At 72.2% G+C, this 17,855-nt stretch carries 13 protein-coding genes; 8 read left to right on the top strand and 5 right to left on the bottom strand.

Annotation, left to right across the window (positions count from 1 at the left end; translation table 11 throughout):
- Nucleotides 1–405: 405 nt before the first annotated feature.
- The 4 genes from HW130_RS19500 to HW130_RS19485 form a co-directional block, all read right to left on the bottom strand.
- The gene (locus HW130_RS19500) at nucleotides 406–2,616 is read right to left on the bottom strand and encodes a heavy metal translocating P-type ATPase (protein WP_177150960.1); all 2,211 of its coding nucleotides are present in this window, start codon (nucleotides 2,614–2,616) and stop codon (nucleotides 406–408) included.
- A gap of 167 nt (nucleotides 2,617–2,783) precedes the next feature.
- A complete protein-coding gene (locus HW130_RS19495) occupies nucleotides 2,784–3,101 on the bottom strand; it encodes a heavy-metal-associated domain-containing protein (protein ID WP_177150909.1) in 318 nt (105 codons plus the stop codon).
- Nucleotides 3,102–3,274: 173 nt separating this feature from the next.
- Nucleotides 3,275–3,472, bottom strand: a complete 198-nt coding sequence (locus tag HW130_RS19490) for an AlpA family transcriptional regulator (RefSeq protein ID WP_177150908.1) — start codon at nucleotides 3,470–3,472, stop codon at nucleotides 3,275–3,277.
- 210 nt (nucleotides 3,473–3,682) lie between these two features.
- On the bottom strand, nucleotides 3,683–4,594 hold the full coding sequence (locus HW130_RS19485) for a sugar phosphate isomerase/epimerase (RefSeq protein ID WP_177150907.1): 912 nt from the start codon (nucleotides 4,592–4,594) through the stop codon (nucleotides 3,683–3,685).
- 125 nt (nucleotides 4,595–4,719) lie between these two features.
- On the opposite strand from HW130_RS19485, the gene iolC reads away from it, so the two are divergent.
- From iolC to mmsA, 5 genes are read left to right on the top strand one after another with little or no spacing between them, the layout of a single operon-like run.
- Nucleotides 4,720–5,715 carry a 5-dehydro-2-deoxygluconokinase gene (iolC, locus tag HW130_RS19480; RefSeq protein ID WP_177150906.1) on the top strand — a complete coding sequence of 332 codons (996 nt, stop codon included), beginning with the start codon at nucleotides 4,720–4,722 and terminating at the stop codon, nucleotides 5,713–5,715.
- A complete protein-coding gene (locus HW130_RS19475) occupies nucleotides 5,712–6,596 on the top strand; it encodes a deoxyribose-phosphate aldolase (protein ID WP_177150905.1) in 885 nt (294 codons plus the stop codon). The genes iolC and HW130_RS19475 overlap by 4 nt, the downstream gene beginning before the upstream one ends.
- 16 nt (nucleotides 6,597–6,612) lie before the next feature.
- Entirely contained in the window at nucleotides 6,613–7,527 is a 915-nt protein-coding gene (gene iolB / locus HW130_RS19470; RefSeq protein ID WP_177150904.1) for a 5-deoxy-glucuronate isomerase, read from the top strand.
- Complete coding sequence (gene iolD, locus HW130_RS19465) at nucleotides 7,524–9,395, top strand: 3D-(3,5/4)-trihydroxycyclohexane-1,2-dione acylhydrolase (decyclizing) (RefSeq protein ID WP_256356184.1); 1,872 nt, start codon at nucleotides 7,524–7,526, stop codon at nucleotides 9,393–9,395. The genes iolB and iolD overlap by 4 nt, the downstream gene beginning before the upstream one ends.
- Before the next feature lie 14 nt (nucleotides 9,396–9,409).
- Nucleotides 9,410–10,912 (top strand): CoA-acylating methylmalonate-semialdehyde dehydrogenase, encoded by a 1,503-nt coding sequence (gene mmsA / locus HW130_RS19460; protein WP_177150902.1) that lies wholly within the window; start codon nucleotides 9,410–9,412, stop codon nucleotides 10,910–10,912.
- 67 nt (nucleotides 10,913–10,979) lie between these two features.
- On the opposite strand, the gene HW130_RS19455 is transcribed toward mmsA, so the two are convergent.
- Nucleotides 10,980–12,170 carry a S8 family peptidase gene (locus HW130_RS19455; RefSeq protein ID WP_375256552.1) on the bottom strand — a complete coding sequence of 397 codons (1,191 nt, stop codon included), beginning with the start codon at nucleotides 12,168–12,170 and terminating at the stop codon, nucleotides 10,980–10,982.
- 315 nt (nucleotides 12,171–12,485) lie between these two features.
- On the opposite strand from HW130_RS19455, the gene HW130_RS19450 reads away from it, so the two are divergent.
- From HW130_RS19450 to HW130_RS19440, 3 genes are all read left to right on the top strand, one after another.
- Complete coding sequence (locus HW130_RS19450; RefSeq protein ID WP_177150900.1) at nucleotides 12,486–15,257, top strand: alpha/beta fold hydrolase; 2,772 nt, start codon at nucleotides 12,486–12,488, stop codon at nucleotides 15,255–15,257.
- A complete protein-coding gene (locus HW130_RS19445) occupies nucleotides 15,254–16,129 on the top strand; it encodes an ABC transporter permease (RefSeq protein ID WP_177150899.1) in 876 nt (291 codons plus the stop codon). The genes HW130_RS19450 and HW130_RS19445 overlap by 4 nt, the downstream gene beginning before the upstream one ends.
- 121 nt (nucleotides 16,130–16,250) lie before the next feature.
- On the top strand, nucleotides 16,251–17,831 hold the full coding sequence (locus HW130_RS19440) for a von Willebrand factor type A domain-containing protein (RefSeq protein WP_177150898.1): 1,581 nt from the start codon (nucleotides 16,251–16,253) through the stop codon (nucleotides 17,829–17,831).
- The last annotated feature ends 24 nt before the right edge of the window (nucleotides 17,832–17,855 follow it).

The following is a 17,855-nucleotide window of genomic DNA, read 5'->3' as shown; positions in this document are numbered from 1 at the left end:
TTCCTCGGGCCCCGCTGCCCTCAGAAGGCCGGGTACCCGGACGAGCGAGCCACCAGGCCTGCAAGCGCGGAAAGCGCCCCGCTGCCGATCCCCCCACGGGTCGGCGACGGGGCGCTTCCCATATCCCCGAGCGGATTCCCCCCACGGGATCCGGCCGGGCGTCTGCTGGGCAGCAGAAGCTCCTTGCGCGGTCTGCCGGGGTACGTACGCACGGGAGGGCCGCTCAAAGCTCCCCGGGCACGTGCCCCGGCCAACGCTTGCCTGGAACGTCCCCCAAGACATTCCATGAACGTCCCCCAAGACGTTCTCGGCATCGCCCACTTAGACTCGCGAGGAGCCTTAATGGTTACCCCCAAATATCTGTGATCTAGGTCTCCTTGTGAAGGTCTTGTGACCTGTTTGTAGTCACGAGAAGGAGCGCAGGCGCAGGCTGTTGGTGACGACAAACACGGACGAAAAGGCCATGGCGAAACCCGCGATCATGGGGTTGAGCAGGCCGAACGCCGCCAGAGGCAGGGCCGCGACGTTGTAGCCGAAGGCCCAGTAAAGATTCCCTTTGATCGTCGCCAGAGTCCGACGGGCGAGACGGATCGCGTCCGCGGCGACCCGCAGATCACCCCGCACCAGGGTCAGGTCCCCGGCCTCGATCGCCGCGTCCGTGCCGGTGCCCATCGCCAGGCCGAGATCGGCGGTCGCGAGCGCTGCGGCGTCGTTCACGCCGTCGCCGACCATCGCGACGGTCCGGCCCTCGGCCCGCAGCCTTTCGACGACCCGCACCTTCTCCTCCGGCAGGACCTCCGCGTACACCTCGTCCACGCCCACCTCGGCGGCCACCGCCTCCGCCACGGCCCGCCCGTCGCCGGTCAGCAGCACCGGCGTGAGCCCGAGGGCCCGCAGCTCCCGTATCGCCTCGGCGCTGGTCTCCTTCACCGCGTCCGCGACGGTGAGCACCCCGAGCGCCTTGCCGTCCCGGGCGGCGTAGACGGCGGTACGGCCCCGGTCGCCGGCAGCGGCCGTCACGAGCGCCTCGGGCAGCTCCACACCGGCGTCCCGCAGCAGCGCCGCGCGCCCGACGAGCACCTCGTGGCCCTCGACCGTTCCGCGGACGCCGAGGCCGGGGACGTTCGCGAACGTCTCGGCGGCGGGCAGCGGGCCGATGCGCCCCTCGGCGCCCTCGGCGACGGCGCGCGCGATCGGGTGCTCGGAGGCGTGTTCCAAGGCGCCCGCGAAGCGCAGCAGTTCCGCCTCGTCGGCGTTCTCGGCGGGGTGCACGCCCTGAAGGGTCATCCGGCCGGTGGTGACCGTTCCGGTCTTGTCCAGGACGACCGTGTCGACCGTGCGGGTCGACTCGAGGACCTCCGGTCCCTTGATGAGGATCCCGAGCTGCGCGCCACGGCCGGTGCCCACCATCAGGGCCGTCGGGGTGGCGAGGCCGAGGGCGCAGGGGCACGCGATGATCAGTACCGCGACGGCGGCGGTGAAGGCGGCGGTCGCGTCGTCGGTCGCGAGCAGCCAGACCACGAGCGTCGTCAGCGCGATCAGCAGTACGACGGGCACGAAGACCGCCGACACCCGGTCCGCGAGACGCTGGACCTCGGCCTTGCCGTTCTGCGCGTCCTCGACGAGCTTCGCCATGCGGGCGAGGCGGGTGTCGGCGCCGACCCGGGTGGCCTCGACGACGAGCCGGCCGGCCGTGTTGAGGGTGGCGCCGGTGACCTGGTCGCCCGCGGTCACGTCCACCGGCAGGGACTCGCCGGTGAGCATCGAGACGTCCACGGCCGAGACCCCCTCGACGACCGTGCCGTCGGTGGCGATCTTCTCCCCGGGGCGTACGACGAAACGGTCGCCCACCGCCAGACGGTCGACCGGAACGCGTACCTCCGCGCCGTTCCGCAGCACGGCCACGTCCTTCGCGCCCAGCTCCATCAGCGCGCGCAGGGCGGCACCCGCCCGGCGCTTGGAGCGGGCCTCCAGGTAGCGGCCGAGCAGGATGAATGTGATCACCCCGGCGGCCACTTCGAGATAGATCGCCGAGCTCCCGTCCGTGCGGGAGACGGTCGGATCGAAGGCGTGACGCATGCCCGGCATGCCCGCCTGCCCGAAGAACAGCGCCCACAGGGACCAGCCGAAAGCGGCCAGTGTGCCGGTGGACACCAGCGTGTCCATGGTGGCCGCGCCGTGCCGCAGGTTCGTCCGGGCGGCGCGGTGGAAGGGCAGCCCGCCCCAGACGACGACGGGAGCGGCGAGGGTGAGCGAAAGCCACTGCCAGTTGTCGAACTGCAGGGCGCCGATCATCGACATGAGGACGACGGGCGCGGAGAGGGCGGCGGAGACGACGAGACGCTGCCACAGGGCGCGCTGCTCCGTGTCCGTCCCGGTTTCCTTCCCTTCGCCGGTCCCGGCCGACGGGGTCGCGTCCTGCGGTTCGGGGGCCGGAGGCGGCGGCTCTGCGGCGGTGTAGCCGGTCTTGACCACGGTGGCGATGAGGTCGGCGACAGGCATGTCCGGCGGATAGCTGACGTGAGCCTTCTCGGTCGCGTAATTGACCGTGGCGCTCACGCCGTCCATGCGGTTCAGCTTCTTCTCGACGCGGGCCGCGCAGGAGGCGCAGGTCATCCCGCCGATGGTGAGCTCCACCTGGGCTGTTTCCACGTTCGGGACTCCATGCGTACCGAGGACCGGGTCTTACCCGACCAGTATCGGACCGATCGGGAGGGACCCGGTCCCCGGTACGTACGGTGCGACGCGCCGACAGGTCCGGGCGCGCTCGGTTCCGGAGGCGTTCAGGCCCGGCCGACCAGCTCGTAGCCGGCCTCGTCGACGGCTGCGCGCACGGCGTCCTCGTCGAGCGGCGCGTCGGAGACCACGGTGACCGTGCCGGTGGCTGCGACGGCCTTCACCGAACTGACCCCCGCGATCTCGGAGATCTCGCTGCTGACCGCGCCTTCGCAGTGGCCGCAGGTCATGCCGGAGACCTGGTAGACCGCGGTGACACCGCCGGCCTGGGCGTCCGCCCCGGTGTCGTGGCAGGAGCCGTCGGCCGAGCAGCAGGAACCGGATCCCTGGACGGTCTCGATCTCGATCTTCGTCTCGGTGGTCATCGCGTTCTCCTCGTGAGCGGAACGTACAAGTGCATGATGCGCCAGGAGCCCACGGAAAGGCCGAGGCCCCTGACACCGAACACTTTATACCCCTAGGGGGTATGGGGCCAACAGGTGGGTGACGCCTCGCCGGGGAATCGGTGGGTCCGGGCTCCGCGCCGCATGCGGGAGCCTCACTTTGCGCGGCCTCTGTTCCCGGGCCTGTTGGCCACCCAGAGGCGGATGGTGTCGGCGAACCAGTACGGCTTGCCGGCCTCCACGTGGTCGGGGGGCGGAAGAAGGCCGTGCTTCCGATACGAACGGACCGTGTCCGTCTGCACCCTGATGTGCACGGCGATGTCCTTGTAGGACCAGAGCTTTCTGTCCGTCATGTGTCCGGCACCTCCCTGCGCGCAGCAGCGGCGGGCGGGATGCCGTCGGGGGAGCTGCCGCGCGGACGCTGGCGACGCTGAGCCTTTGCCCCGTGAACGACGGTGGGAGGAGGAGGGGGCAGGGCTGTCGACCACCTGTGACGCAACGCATGCGTCATGGCGACATGCGTGATGAGGCGGTGACAACCGTGACAGATGCGCAGCAGGCGCTCAGACGCCGCAGGACCGCAGGAATCCGCGCGTGCGTTCGGCGATCGGGAAGGGTTTGTCCGGCGGGCAGGGGTACATGTCCTGTTCGACGATGGCGAAGAGTTCGACGCCGAGAGCCGAGGCCGCGTTCAGGACGGGCTCCAGCGCGGGTACGCCGGCCGGGGGTTCGCACATGACACCGCGGCCGACCGCCGGGCCGAAGGGCACCTCGCCGGCCACCACTTCGGCGAGCACCGCGGGGTCGACCTGCTTGAGGTGGAGGTAGCCGATCCGCTCGCCGTACGTCTCGATGAGCTTCACGCTGTCACCGCCGCAGTAGGCGTAGTGGCCGGTGTCGAGGCAGAGGGAGACGAGGTCGGGGTCGGTGGCGTCGAGGAAGCGGCTGACGTTCTCCTCCGTGTCGATGTGCGTGTCCGCGTGCGGATGGACGACGATCTTCAGCCCGTGGCGTTCGCGCACCTCGCGGCCGAGGCGTTCGCTCTGGGCGGTGAGGTCGCGCCACTGCTGGGAGGTCAGCGTGCGGTCCTCCAGAATCCGGCCCGTCTTGTCGTCGCGCCAGAAGGAGGGGATGACGACCAGGTGCTCCGCGCCCATGGCGCGGGTGAGCGCGGCGATGTCCGAGACGTGGGCCCACGTCTGCTCCCAGACGGCGGGGCCGTGGTGCAGTCCGGTGAAGACGGTGCCGGCCGAGACCTTCAGCCCCCTTCGGGCGGTCTCCTCGGTGAGCCGCGCGGGGTCGCTCGGGAGATAGCCGTAGGGGCCGAGCTCGATCCATTCGTAGCCGGCCCGGGCGACCTCGTCGAGGAAGCGCTGCCAGGGGACCTGCTGGGGATCATCGGGGAACCACACCCCCCAGGAGTCGGGGGCCGAGCCGACCCGGATGCGGTTCAGGGCGGGGACGGAGGAGGTCATGCCGGCCAGCTTTCCGGCCGCCGGAGAAGGGTGTCAAGACTTGGTCCGAATGTCCGGACAAAACATTGACAGGCTTCATGGGTGGGGGCTAGACCTGAGGGCACCCCCTGACCGAAGGGACGCGCATGTCTTTGCCGTACGACGTGATCACGATGGGCCGGATCGGGGTGGACCTCTATCCACTGCGCACCGGGGTCCCATTGGCGCAGGTCGACACGTTCGGGAAGTTCCTCGGCGGCTCGGCGACGAACGTCGCGGTCGCGGCGGCCAGGCTGGGCCGGCGGACGGCCGTGATCACCCGGACCGGGCGGGACCCCTTCGGCGAGTATCTCCACCAGGCGCTGCGCGAGTTCGGCGTGGACGACCGGTGGGTGACGCCGGTCGAGGAGTACCCGACGCCGGTCACCTTCTGCGAGATGTTCCCGCCGGACGACTTCCCCCTCTACTTCTACCGGCAGCCCAAGGCGCCCGACCTGGAGATCCGGGAGAGCGAGCTGGAGCCGGAGCCGATCCGGGCGGCGCGGATCTTCTGGATGACCGGCACGGGACTGTGCGCGGAGCCCAGCCGGACGGCGACGCTGGCCGCGCTCGCGCACCGGGCGAAGTCGGGGACGACCGTGTTCGACCTCGACTGGCGGCCGATGTTCTGGGCCGACCCGCAGTCGGCCGGCCCGCACTACGCGAAGGCACTCGCCCTGGCGACCGTAGCCGTGGGCAACCTCGAGGAGTGCGCGATCGCGACCGGCGAGCGTGAGCCGGACGCGGCCGCCGAGGCGCTGCTGGCCGCCGGCGTCGAGCTCGCCGTCGTGAAGCAGGGCCCCAAGGGGGTGCTCGCCGTGCACCGGGACGGCACACGCGCCGAGGTGCCGCCCGTGCCCGTGGACGTGGTCAATGGGCTGGGGGCGGGGGACGCGTTCGGCGGGGCCCTGTGCCACGGGCTGCTCGCGGGCTGGGAGTTGGACCGCGTGATGCGCTTCGCCAACGCGGCGGGAGCGGTGGTAGCCGCGCGCCTCGCCTGCTCGACGGCCATGCCGTACGAGGAGGAGGTCCTCCGGGTCCTCGCGGGCGGCCCCGTCCCCCCGGACCCCAGCCACATCGACCGGACGCGGGGGATGTCGTGAGCCGCGTCGACATCGGCGAGCTCGTAGGGATCCGGACCCGGCACCCCGAGGCCGTCGCCGAGGCCGCCACGCGGCGGCGCAGACGCACGCGTCTCGTCGGCGACAGCGGACGGCTGATGATCATCGCGGCCGACCACCCCGCCCGCGGCACGTTCGCCGTCGGTGACCGCCCGCTCGCCATGGCCAACCGGCTCGACCTGCTGGAGCGGCTCTGCCTCGCCCTCTCGCGCCCCGGGGTCGACGGCGTCCTCGCCACCTCCGACATACTCGACGACCTGCTGCTCCTCGGCGCGCTCGACGACAAGGTCGTCATGGGCTCCATGAACCGCGGCGGGCTCGCGGGCGCGTCGTTCGAGCTCGACGACCGGTTCACCGGCTACCGCGCCCGCGATCTGGACCGGCTCGGCTTCGACGCGGGAAAGCTGCTGCTGCGCATCGACTACGACGACCCGGCCTCGCTCGACACCCTGGCCGCGGCCGCCCGCGCGGTCGACGAGATGGCCGAGCGTCAGCTTCCCGTCTTCGTGGAGCCGTTCCTGTGTCACCGGATCGACGGCCGGCTGCGCAACGATCTCGGAGCCGAGGCCGTGACCCGGTCCATCGCCATCGCCTCCGGGCTGGCCGGCACCTCCGCGTACACCTGGCTCAAGGTGCCCGTGACCGAGGACCCCGACGACATGCAATCCGTGATGGAGACCTCCACCCTCCCCGCGGTACTGCTCGGCGGCGACGCGGGCAAGGACCGGGACGGGGCGTACGAGAGGTGGCGCGCCGCCCTGCAACTGCCCACGGTCCAGGGGCTGGTGGCCGGCCGCGCGCTGCTCTATCCGGTCGACGGCGACGTGACGGGCGCGGTCGATACGGCCGTGGGCCTGCTGTAAGGGGTACGGAGAAGGCATGAGCCACGACCAACCGCACCAGGGCACACCCCACGAGGGCGCGCCCGGCGCCGGCGCCGCACCGCGCAACGGCACACCGCGCGGCGGCGGGGAGCCGGCCGGCAAGCTGCCCGGCCTGCACGTCCCCGCGGGCAGCGCCGCCCAGGGACCGTACGCCCTGAGCATCACTCCCGAGCAGGCCGGCTGGGGCTACTCCCAGTTGCGCGTGCTGGAGCTGGAGCCGGGCGGTTCGCATCCGCTCACCACCGGCGACAGCGAATGGATCGTGCTGCCCCTCAGCGGCGGTTGCACGGTGCAGACGCAAGGCGAGATCTTTGAACTGCAGGGGCGGGACGGCGTGTTCGGCGGAGTGAGCGACTTCGCGTACGTGCCGAGAGACGCCCATGCCCAGATCGCCTCCGGCGCGGGAGGCCGCTTCGCCCTGGCAGGAGCGAGGTGCGAGCGCCGACTCCCCGCTCGCTACGGCCCCGCGCCGGAGGTACCCGTCGAGGCCCGCGGCAGCGGGATCTCGGCCCGCGAAGTGCGCAACTTCGCGGCGGCCGGCGTGTTCGCCTGCGACCGGCTGATCGCCGTCGAGGTGATCACCCCCGGCGGCAACTGGTCCTCCTACCCGCCGCACAAGCACGACGAGCGCGTCCCCGGCGAGGAGAGCGAGCTCGAGGAGATCTACTACTTCGAGATCGACGGCGGCGGCGTCGGCTTCCAGCGGGTGTCGCCCTCGCGTCCCGGCGGCGCCGATGTGCTCGCCGAGGTCCGCAGCGGCGACGCCGTCCTCGTCCCCGACGGCTGGCACGGGCCGTCCGTCGCGGAGCCGGGCCACCCCATGTACTACCTCAACGTGATGGCGGGACCGGCCGCCGAGAGGGAATGGCTGATCCGCTTCCACCCCGACCACGCGGAGGGTTACCGATGACGCGGCTGACCACGGCCCAGGCTCTGGTGCGCTTCCTGTCCCACCAGTACACCGAGCGCGACGGCCGCCGCCGGCGACTGATCGCCGCCACCTGGGGCATCTTCGGACACGGCAACGTGGCAGGCATCGGCCAGGCCCTCGTCGAGTCCTTGGCGGACATGCCCTTCGTCCAGGGCCGCAACGAGCAGTCCATGGTGCACGCCGCCGTCGGCTACGCCCGTCAGTCCCGCAGGCTGTCCGCGCACGCGGTCACCACCTCCATCGGCCCCGGCGCCACGAACCTGGTCACCGGCGCCGCGCTCGCCACCGTCAACCACCTGCCCGTCCTCCTGCTGCCCGGCGACGTCTTCGCCACCCGCCCCGCCGACCCCGTGCTCCAGCAGCTCGAAGTGCCGTACGCGGGCGACGTGTCGGTCAACGACTGCCTGCGCCCCGTCTCCCGCTGGTTCGACCGGATCACCCGTCCCGAGGCCCTGGTGCCGGCCGCGCTCCAGGCGATGCGCGTCCTCAGCGACCCCGCGCAGACCGGCGCCGTCACGCTCGCGCTGCCGCAGGACGTGCAGGCGGAGGCGTACGACTGGCCGGAGGAGTTCTTCACCGACCGGGTGTGGCACGTGCGCCGCCCCCGCCCCGACACGGACGCGCTCGCGCAGGCCGCGGACGCCGTGCGCCGGGCACACCGGCCGCTGATCGTGGCGGGCGGCGGCGTCCGCCACAGCGAGGCCGAGCAGGCGCTGCGCGCGCTCGCCGACGCCACCGGCATCCCCGTCGCCTCCACCCAGGCGGGCAAGGGATCACTGCCGCACGACCATCCCTGCGACATCGGCGGCATCGGCCACACCGGCACTGCCACCGCCGACGACCTGGCCCGCACCGCCGACCTGGTGATCGGCGTCGGCACCCGCTGGACCGACTTCACCACCGCGTCCTCGACCCTCTTCGCCGCCCCCGACGTCCGCTTCGTCAACATCTCCGTCGCCGCCTTCGACGCGCACAAGATGTCCGGCCTCGCGCTCGTCGCCGACGCCCGCGCCGCACTCGGCGAGCTGGCCGCCGCCCTCGCGGGCCACCGCGTGGACGCGGCGTACGAGAAGGAGTACGCGCGGGGGAAGGAGCGCTGGGAGCACCGGGTCGACGCCGCGTACGCAGCGGGTGACGAGGACGCGGCGCCCACCCAGCCCCAGGTCCTCGGCGCCCTGGACGCCCTCGTGACCGGGGACGACATCCTGATCAACGCCGCCGGCTCCCTCCCGGGCGACCTGCACAAGCTGTGGCGCACCCGCTCCGCCGACCAGTACCACGTCGAATACGGCTACTCCTGCATGGGCTACGAGATCCCGGCCGCGATCGGCGTGGCGATGGCAGCACCGGGACGCCCGGTCTGGGCGCTGGTCGGCGACGGCACGTATCTGATGAACCCCACCGAGATCGTCACCGCCGTGCAGGAGGGCGTCCCGATCCGGATGGTGATCCTGCAGAACCACGGGTACGCCTCCATCGGAGGCCTGTCCGAGACGGTCGGCGCCGAGCGCTTCGGCACGGACTACCGGCAGCGGACCGGCCCCGGCCGCACGTACACCGGACCGCCGCTGCCCGTCGACCTGGCGGCGAACGCCGAGTCGCTGGGCATGCGGGTGATCCGCGCCAGGACCGTGCGTGACCTGCGCGAAGCGCTGGCCGATGCGCGCGCGGCGGACGCCCCCACATGTGTCTACGTGGAGACCGGAACGGCAGACATTGTGTCGGGCGCGCCCGGGGCACAGGCGTGGTGGGATGTTCCGGTGGCCGAGACCGCGACCCGCCCGTCGGCGGCCTGGGCCCGGGAGGAGTACGACCGGCAAGTCGCATCCCGACGCCGCCATCTCTGAAGGAGTTTTTCGCCATGACGAAGACCGTCAACCACTGGATCGGTGGCAAGACCGTCGAGGGTGCGTCCGGCAACTGGGGTCCGGTGACCGACCCGGCGACGGGAGAGGTCACGACCCGGGTCGCCCTGGCATCCGTGGAGGAGGTGGATGCGGCCGTCTCCGCGGCCAGGGAGGCGTACGCGACGTGGGGCACGTCGTCGCTGGCGCAGCGCACTGCGGTCCTCTTCCGCTACCGGGCGCTGCTCGACGCCCGCCGCGACGACATCGCCGCCCTGATCACCGCCGAGCACGGCAAAGTCCACTCGGACGCACTGGGCGAGGTGGCCCGCGGTCTGGAGATCGTCGAGCTGGCCTGCGGCATCACCACCCAGCTCAAGGGCGAGCTGTCGACCCAGGTCTCCAACCGTGTCGACGTCGCCGCCATCCGCCAGCCGCTCGGCGTCGTCGCCGGCATCACGCCGTTCAACTTCCCGGCCATGGTGCCGATGTGGATGTTCCCGCTGGCGATCGCCTGCGGAAACACCTTCGTCCTCAAGCCCAGCGAGAAGGACCCGTCCGCCGCGAACCTGCTCGCGGAGCTCGCCGCCGAGGCCGGCCTGCCCGACGGCGTGCTGAACGTCGTCCACGGCGACAAGGTCGCGGTCGACGCGCTGCTCGCGCACCCCGACGTGGCCGCGGTCTCCTTCGTCGGCTCCACCCCGATCGCCCGCTACATCCACACCACCGCCTCCGCCAACGGCAAGCGCGTCCAGGCGCTCGGCGGCGCGAAGAACCACATGCTGGTCCTGCCGGACGCGGACCTGGACGCGGCGGCCGACGCCGCGGTGTCGGCCGCGTACGGCTCGGCGGGCGAGCGCTGCATGGCGATCTCCGCGGTGGTCGCCGTCGGCGCGGTCGGCGACGAGCTGGTCGAGAAGATCCGCGAGCGCGCCGAGAAGATCAAGATCGGCCCCGGCAACGACCCCGCCTCGGAGATGGGCCCGCTCATCACCGCCGCCCACCGCGACAAGGTCGCCTCCTACGTCAAGGGCGCCGCCGACCAGGGCGCCGAGGTCGTCCTCGACGGCACGGGCCTGCGCGTGGACGGCTTCGAGGACGGGCACTGGATCGGCCTGTCCCTGCTCGACAAGGTCTCCACCGACTCCGACGCGTACCGCGACGAGATCTTCGGCCCGGTGCTGTGCGTGCTGCGCGCCGAGACGTACGAGGAGGGCGTGGCGCTGATCAACGCCTCGCCGTTCGGCAACGGCACCGCGATCTTCACCCGTGACGGCGGCGCGGCCCGGCGCTTCCAGCTGGAGATCGAGGCCGGCATGGTCGGCGTCAACGTGCCGATCCCGGTCCCCGTCGGCTACCACAGCTTCGGCGGCTGGAAGGACTCGCTCTTCGGCGACCACCACATCTACGGCAACGACGGCGTGCACTTCTACACCCGCGGCAAGGTCGTCACCACCCGCTGGCCGGACCCGGCCGACGCCCCGGCGGGCGTGGACCTGGGCTTCCCGCGCAACCACTGACGCACAGGACCGGGGGCGGGCCCGTCGCCGGGCCCGCCCTCGTGTCCGTACGGCTCGTTCCGGATGCCTAGAACAGCGAGTACAGCAGCTTGTTCGGGGAGCCCGTGAGCGCGTTCTGGACCTTGCCGCCGGTCGCGTTGGCGACCAGGGCGTCCCTGACCTGGGCCGGGGTCGCCGTGGGGTGGGTGGACAGGTAGAGCGCGGCCGCGCCCGCGGTGTGCGGGGCCGCCATCGACGTGCCCGAGATGGTGCTCGTGGCGGTGTCGTTGTCCTTCCACGCCGAGGTGATGGACACACCCGGTGCGAACAGGTCCAGGCAGGTGCCGTAGTTGGAGAACGACGCCCGGCGGTCCGCGTTGTCCGTCGCGCCGACCGTGATCGCCTCGGGGACGCGGGCGGGCGAGTAGTTGCAGGCGTCGGCCGGCAGGCCCAGGACGGGGAGGCCGTTGCCCGCGGCGATGGAGTAGCTGACGCCGGAGGCGATCGACTTCTTCACCGCGTTGTCGAGCGAGGTGTTCGCCGAGCCGCCGAGGCTCATGTTGGCGACGGCCGGCTTCCTGGCGTTGGCGGTCACCCAGTCGACGCCCGCGATCACACCGGCGGTGGTGCCGGAGCCGTTGCAGTCCAGGACGCGTACGGCGACCAGGTTGACGTTCTTGGCGACGCCGTAGGTCTTGCCGCCGACGGTGCCCGCCACGTGCGTGCCGTGGCCCTGGCAGTCCTGGCCGTTCTGGCCGCCGCCCACCGTGTCCGTGCCGACGCGTGCGCGTCCGCCGAACTCGCTGTGCGAGGTGCGGATTCCCGTGTCGATGATGTACGCGTTCACGGTGGACGCGGTCGTGTTGTACGTGTATGTCTTCGACAGCGGCAGGCTGCGCTGGTCGATGCGGTCGATGCCCCAGGTGGCGTTCGGCTGGGTCTCGTTGAGGCGGACGATCGAGTTCTGCTCGACGTACGCCACCCGGGGGTCGGCCGCGAGCTCCTTGGCCTTCTGTGTGGACATGGAGGCGGAGAAACCGCTCAGGACGCTGCGGTAGGTGTGCTTGGGCGTGACACCGAGATCGGCGGCACGTGTGCTGCCGTCCTTCAGGACGACGATCCAGCTGTTGTGTACGGCGGTTGCAGTGGGGGCGAGACGAAGATCGCCGAGGGTCACGCTCTGCGCGGTGGGGGATATGGCGAACTGGAGACCGGTCGCGACGGCGACTGCTGATATCAGCGCCGCCGCGCGACGGGCAGTGGGTCCCATCTCGTGCACCTGTACCTTTCGTTGACCTGTTACGGGCAAGTACGGGCGTGCATGGTGCCAGGACGTGCGGTTCTGTCCACCAGAGTCGTGTGATGTGACCTGCGACACAAGGGGGCGGGATGTGGATGGTCCCCGCTTGAACAAAGGGATCTGACTACCAGTCAGTAAGTGTGGGTCTTGTGTACCCCTGTCGCGTGCCCGGAATGTCCGGTGCTCGTACCGCGTCCGGTGTACGCGGCCCCAGCGGCGTACTCCTCAGGAAGGTCCGTGAGTTCCGCCTGGCGGCAGCCGAGCTCGACAGGCTGTCCGCTTAGGGTTTTCCCCATGGAGATCCGACTTCCCCGGTCCCTGGGCCGGCTCAGGACCGGACCACGCGGCCGATGGCTCGCCGGTGTCGCGGCCTTCGCCGTCCTCGCGGGCGCGGGCACCTGGACCGCGGTCGCCGACGACGGCCCGCCCGCCGTGCACCGCGAGGACCGGGCGCTGGACATGCCCGGGGCGCAGATCGACACCTCGTACTTCACCGCAGGCGGCGACGGGCGCCGGCCCGCCGTGCTCATCGGCCACGGCTTCGGAGGCAGCAAGGAGGACGTACGCGCCCAGGCGGAGAAGCTGGCCCAGGACGGGTACGCCGTCCTGACCTGGTCGGCACGCGGCTTCGGGAAGTCCACCGGACGCATCGGCCTCAACGACCCCGAGAGGGAGGTCAAGGACGTCTCCCGGCTGATCGACTGGCTGGCACGGCGGCCCGAGGTGCGGCTCGACGAGGACGGCGATCCGCGCGTCGGCATCACCGGCTCCTCGTACGGCGGCGCGATCTCGCTCCTCGGCGCCGGGTACGACAAGCGCGTCGACGCCATCGCCCCCCGGATCACGTACTGGAACCTCGCCGAGGCCCTGTTCCCCGACGACGTCTTCAAGAAGTTGTGGGCCGGCATCTTCTTCTCGACCGGCTCGGCACCCGACACCGGCCGGCGAGTGGCCCCGCCGCCCGCCGGTGAGGCCCCCGCGGGCGAGGCCGCCGAGCAGGGCGCCGCGGACGCCCCCGGCGGCCGCACCGACGCCGGCCCCGTGAACCCGGCCGGCTGCGGCCGCTTCGAGCCGCGGCTGTGCGCCATGTACGAGCGCATCGCCGTCGCCGGAAAGCCCGACGCCGAGGCCCGGGCGCTCCTCGAGGAGCGCAGCCCCTCGGCGGTGGCGGACCGGATCGCGGTTCCCGCGCTCATCGTCCAGGGCCAGTCCGACTCGCTCTTCACGCTGTCCCAGGCCGACGCCATGGCCCGGGCCGTCAGCGGCAACGGCGCACCCGTCGCGGTCGACTGGACCGCCGGCGGGCACGACGGCGGAGACCGTGAGACGAGCCGCGTGGAAGCGCGGATCACCGCCTGGTTCGACCGGTACCTGGGGCAGGACAAGGGCGCGGACACCGGGCCCGCCTTCCGCGTCAGCCGCACAGGAGGCGTCGACTCGACCGACGGGCAGGCACTGCTGCGCGGCGCGACCGCGGACCGCTACCCGGGCCTCGCGAGCGGCCCCCGCACGTTCCCGCTCGCCGGACCCGAACAGCGCATCGCCAACCCGGCGGGTGCCAACCCGCCCGCCATCTCCGCCGTCCCCGGCCTCGGCGGCGGGGCCGGATCGCTGTCGTCGCTGGGCGTCGGCCTCTCCCTCGACTTCCCCGGCCAGTTCGCGAGCTTCACCTCCGCGCCGCTGGGCCGCGCCACCCGGATCACCGGCTCCCCGCAGGTCACCGTCGAGGTGGCCGCCGACCGGGGCGACGCCGTGCTGTTCGGGAAGGTGTACGACGTCGGGCCCGACGGCAGGCAGCAGGTGCTGCCCGCCCAGCTCGTCGCGCCCGTCCGGGTCGAGGACGCCGCGCGGGCGCAGAAGGTGACCCTCACACTGCCCGCCGTGGACCACGAGGTCGACGCGGGACACCGGCTGCGTCTCGTCCTGTCCGCGACCGACCTCGGCTACGCCTCCCCGGGCGAACCGGCCACGTACACCGTCTCCCTCGCCGGAGCGCTCACCGTGCCCACCGCCCCCGCCGTGCGCACCCAGGCCGCCGGACTGCCCTGGTGGGTGTGGGCGCTGCCGGCCGCCGGAGCCCTTGTCGCGGCCGCCCTGCTGTTCACCGCCCGCCGCCGGGCCGTCGCACCGGCGCCCGACCCGGAGCGCGCCGGCGTACCGCTGGAGATCACCGGACTGACCAAGCGCTACGCGAAGTCCGCGGACCGGTACGCCGTACGGGATCTCTCCTTCCGCGTCGAGAAGGGCCAGGTGCTCGGACTGCTCGGCCCCAACGGCGCCGGCAAGACGACCACCCTGCGCATGCTGATGGGCCTGATCCGGCCCGACGACGGCGAGATCCGCGTCTTCGGCCACGCCATCAGGCCCGGTGCCCCCGTGCTCTCCCGGGTCGGCGCGTTCGTCGAGGGCGCGGGTTTCCTGCCGCACCTGTCGGGCCGCGAGAATCTGGAGCTGTACTGGAGGGCGACCGGCCGCCCGGCCGCCGACGCGCACATCGAGGAGGCGCTGGAGATCGCCGGCCTCGGTGACGCGCTGGCCCGCGCCGTACGCACCTACTCCCAGGGCATGCGACAGCGTCTCGCCATCGCCCAGGCCATGCTCGGCCTGCCGGACCTGCTGATCCTCGACGAGCCGACCAACGGGCTGGACCCGCCGCAGATCCGCGAGATGCGGGATGTGATGATCCGGTACGCGGCCGGGGGCCGGACCGTCATCGTCTCCAGCCACCTCCTGTCGGAGGTCGAGCAGTCCTGCACCCACCTCGTCGTCATGGACCGCGGCCGGCTCGTACAGGCCGGTCCCGTCGCCGAGATCACCGGCGAGAGCGACACCCTTCTCGTCACCACGGCGGGCGAGGTGCCCGAACCGGTCGTCGAGAAGATCGCCGCGCTGCCGGGCATCGGCTCGGCCGTGCGCACCGACGAGGGCCTGCTGGTACGGCTGGACGGCGCGAGCGCCACCGCGATGATCACCGAACTGGTCCGTCTGGACGTGCCGTTGACGGGCGTCGGACCGCACCGCCGCCTGGAGGACGCGTTCCTCACCCTGATCGGAGGCTCGGCATGAGCGCGCCCGTGCAAGACGCCACGCCCGTCGGGTCGGCCCCCGGCTACCGGGCCGGACACACCCTGCCCCTGACGGTGGAGGCGGTCCGGCAGCTGAGGCGGCGCCGGACCCTGGTGATGGCCGGGATCCTGGCCGCGCTGCCGTTCGTCCTCATCGCGGCGTTCGCGATCGGCGGCACCCCGGACGGCCGCGACAACGGCCGCATCACCCTGATGGACACGGCCACCGCGTCCGGCGCCAACTTCGCCGCCACCTGCCTGTTCGTCTCGGCGGGCTTCCTGCTGGTGGTGCCCGTGGCGCTGTTCCACGGCGACACCGTCGCCTCGGAGGCGAGCTGGTCGTCGCTGCGCTACCTGCTCGCCGCGCCCGTGCCCCGGACGCGTCTGCTGTGGTCCAAGCTCGCCGTGGCGCTCGGCTTCAGCGCGGCGGCGATGGTGCTGCTGCCGCTGGTGGCGCTGGTGGCGGGCACGGTCGCCTACGGCTGGGGGCCCCTCGAACTGCCCACGGGCGGATCGCTCGGCGCCGGGACGTCACTGGGACGGCTGGGGCTCGTGGTGGCGTTCGTCTTCGTCTCCCAACTGGTCACGGCAGGCCTGGCGTTCTGGCTCTCCACCAAGACCGACGCACCGCTCGGCGCGGTCGGCGGCGCGGTCGGGCTGACCATCATCGGCAATGTGCTGGACGCCGTCACGGCGCTGGGCGGCTGGCGCGAAGTGCTCCCCGCGCACTGGCAGTTCGCCTGGATCGACGCGCTCCAGCCGCAGCTGGAGTGGACGGGCATGGTGAAGGGGGCGTCCGTGTCGGTCACGTACGCGCTGGTGCTGTTCGCGCTCGCCTTCAGGAACTTCTCCCGCAAGGACATCGTGTCGTAGGGGTCGGCCGGCCCTGCGCCGTTGCCGCATCGAGATCCTTCCGCAACCCCTTCGTCTGCTCCTTCCGGCGGTCTCGGACGTCACATTCACAAGTGCCGTTCGATGCGAGGGGGAGAACCGGATGACGTTCAGTTCATGGGGGAGAAGGGGCGGACGGGCGGCCAGGACGGCGGCGGCCGCCGCTCTGGCCGGCGGCATGCTGCTGACGTCGGCCTGCTCGGGCTCCGAGAACATCGCCACCGATCAGACCGACAGCCGAAGGCCGGACGGCGCGCTGCCCGCCCCGGCCGTCCCCGACGGGGGCGCGCCGGGCGAGGGAGCCGCCAAAGGCGAGGCCGACAAGGCACGCGAGTCCGCACCGCCCGCGGACTACCTGTCCACGTTCGCCCTCGACGTCGACACCGCCTCCTACGGCTACGCCCGCCGCACCCTGAAGGAGGGGCGGCTGCCGCAGGCGCACGAGGTGCGGCCCGAGGAGTTCGTCAACAGCTTCCGCCAGGACTACGAACGCCCCGAGGGCAACGGTTTCTCCGTCACCGTCGACGGCGCGCGGCCGCAGGCCCCGGAGGGAGAGGTGCACGGGGACGGCGGCGGCGAGGACTGGTCGCTGGTCCGCGTGGGACTGTCCACGGCCGCGCCCGCGCGCACGAAACGGCCGCCCGCCGCGCTCACGTTCGTCATCGACATCTCCGGATCGATGTCCGAGCCCGGCCGCCTGGACCTCGTCAAGAAGTCGCTCGGCACCCTGACCGACCAGCTGCGCGACGACGACTCGATCGCCGTCGTCACCTTCAGCGACGAGGCGGAGACCCGGCTGCCCATGACGCGGCTGGACGGCAACCGCGACCGGATCCACGACATCGTCGACGACCTGGAGCCCACCGATTCGACCAACGTGGAGGCCGGGGTCACCACGGGCTACGAGGAGGCCGTCGAAGGCCGAAGGAAGGGCGCCACCAACCGGGTCGTGCTGCTCTCCGACGCGCTCGCCAACACGGGGCGGACGGAGGCCGACGCGATCCTCGACCGCATCGACGACGCCCGCCGCGAGCACGGCATCACCCTCTTCGGCGTCGGCGTCGGCAGCGACTACGGCGACGCGCTGATGGAACGCCTCGCCGACAAGGGCGACGGGCACACGACGTACGTCTCCGACGAGGAGGAGGCGAGGAAGGTCTTCGTCGACCAGCTGCCCGCGCACGTGGAGCTGCGCGCCCGCGACGCCAAGGCCCAGGTCGCCTTCGACCCGCAGACCGTCAAGCAGTTCCGGCTCATCGGCTACGAGAACCGGGCCGTCGCGGACGAGGACTTCCGCGACGACCGCGTCGACGGCGGCGAGGTCGGCCCCGGCCACACGGTGACCGCGCTGTACGCCGTACGCCTCCGGGAGGGCGCGAGCGGCCATGTCGCCACGGCGACCGTGCGCTGGCTCGACCCCGCGACACGGGCGCCGCACGAGCGGTCGGGCTCGGTGGAGGCCGGCGCGATCGACGGGGCGCTGTGGGACACGGCGTCCAAGCGGCTCCAGGTGACGGCGGTGGCGGCGTACTTCGCCGACGAACTGCGCGACGGCTCCGTGCCGGGCTCACCCGGCCTCGCCGAACTGCGCGACCGGGCACGGGCACTGGCGGACTCGACGGAGGACACGGCCGTGCGTGACCTGGCCGACGCGATCGGCCGGGCAGTGCGCCTGACGGGCTGACGGCGGAGCGCCTGAAGGGCTGAG

This window comes from Streptomyces sp. PKU-EA00015 (assembly GCF_013387495.1).
Classification (GTDB): Bacteria; Actinomycetota; Actinomycetes; order Streptomycetales; family Streptomycetaceae; genus Streptomyces.
Note: the sequence above shows the minus strand (reverse complement) of the source record. Positions and strands in the feature narration are given on the sequence as shown.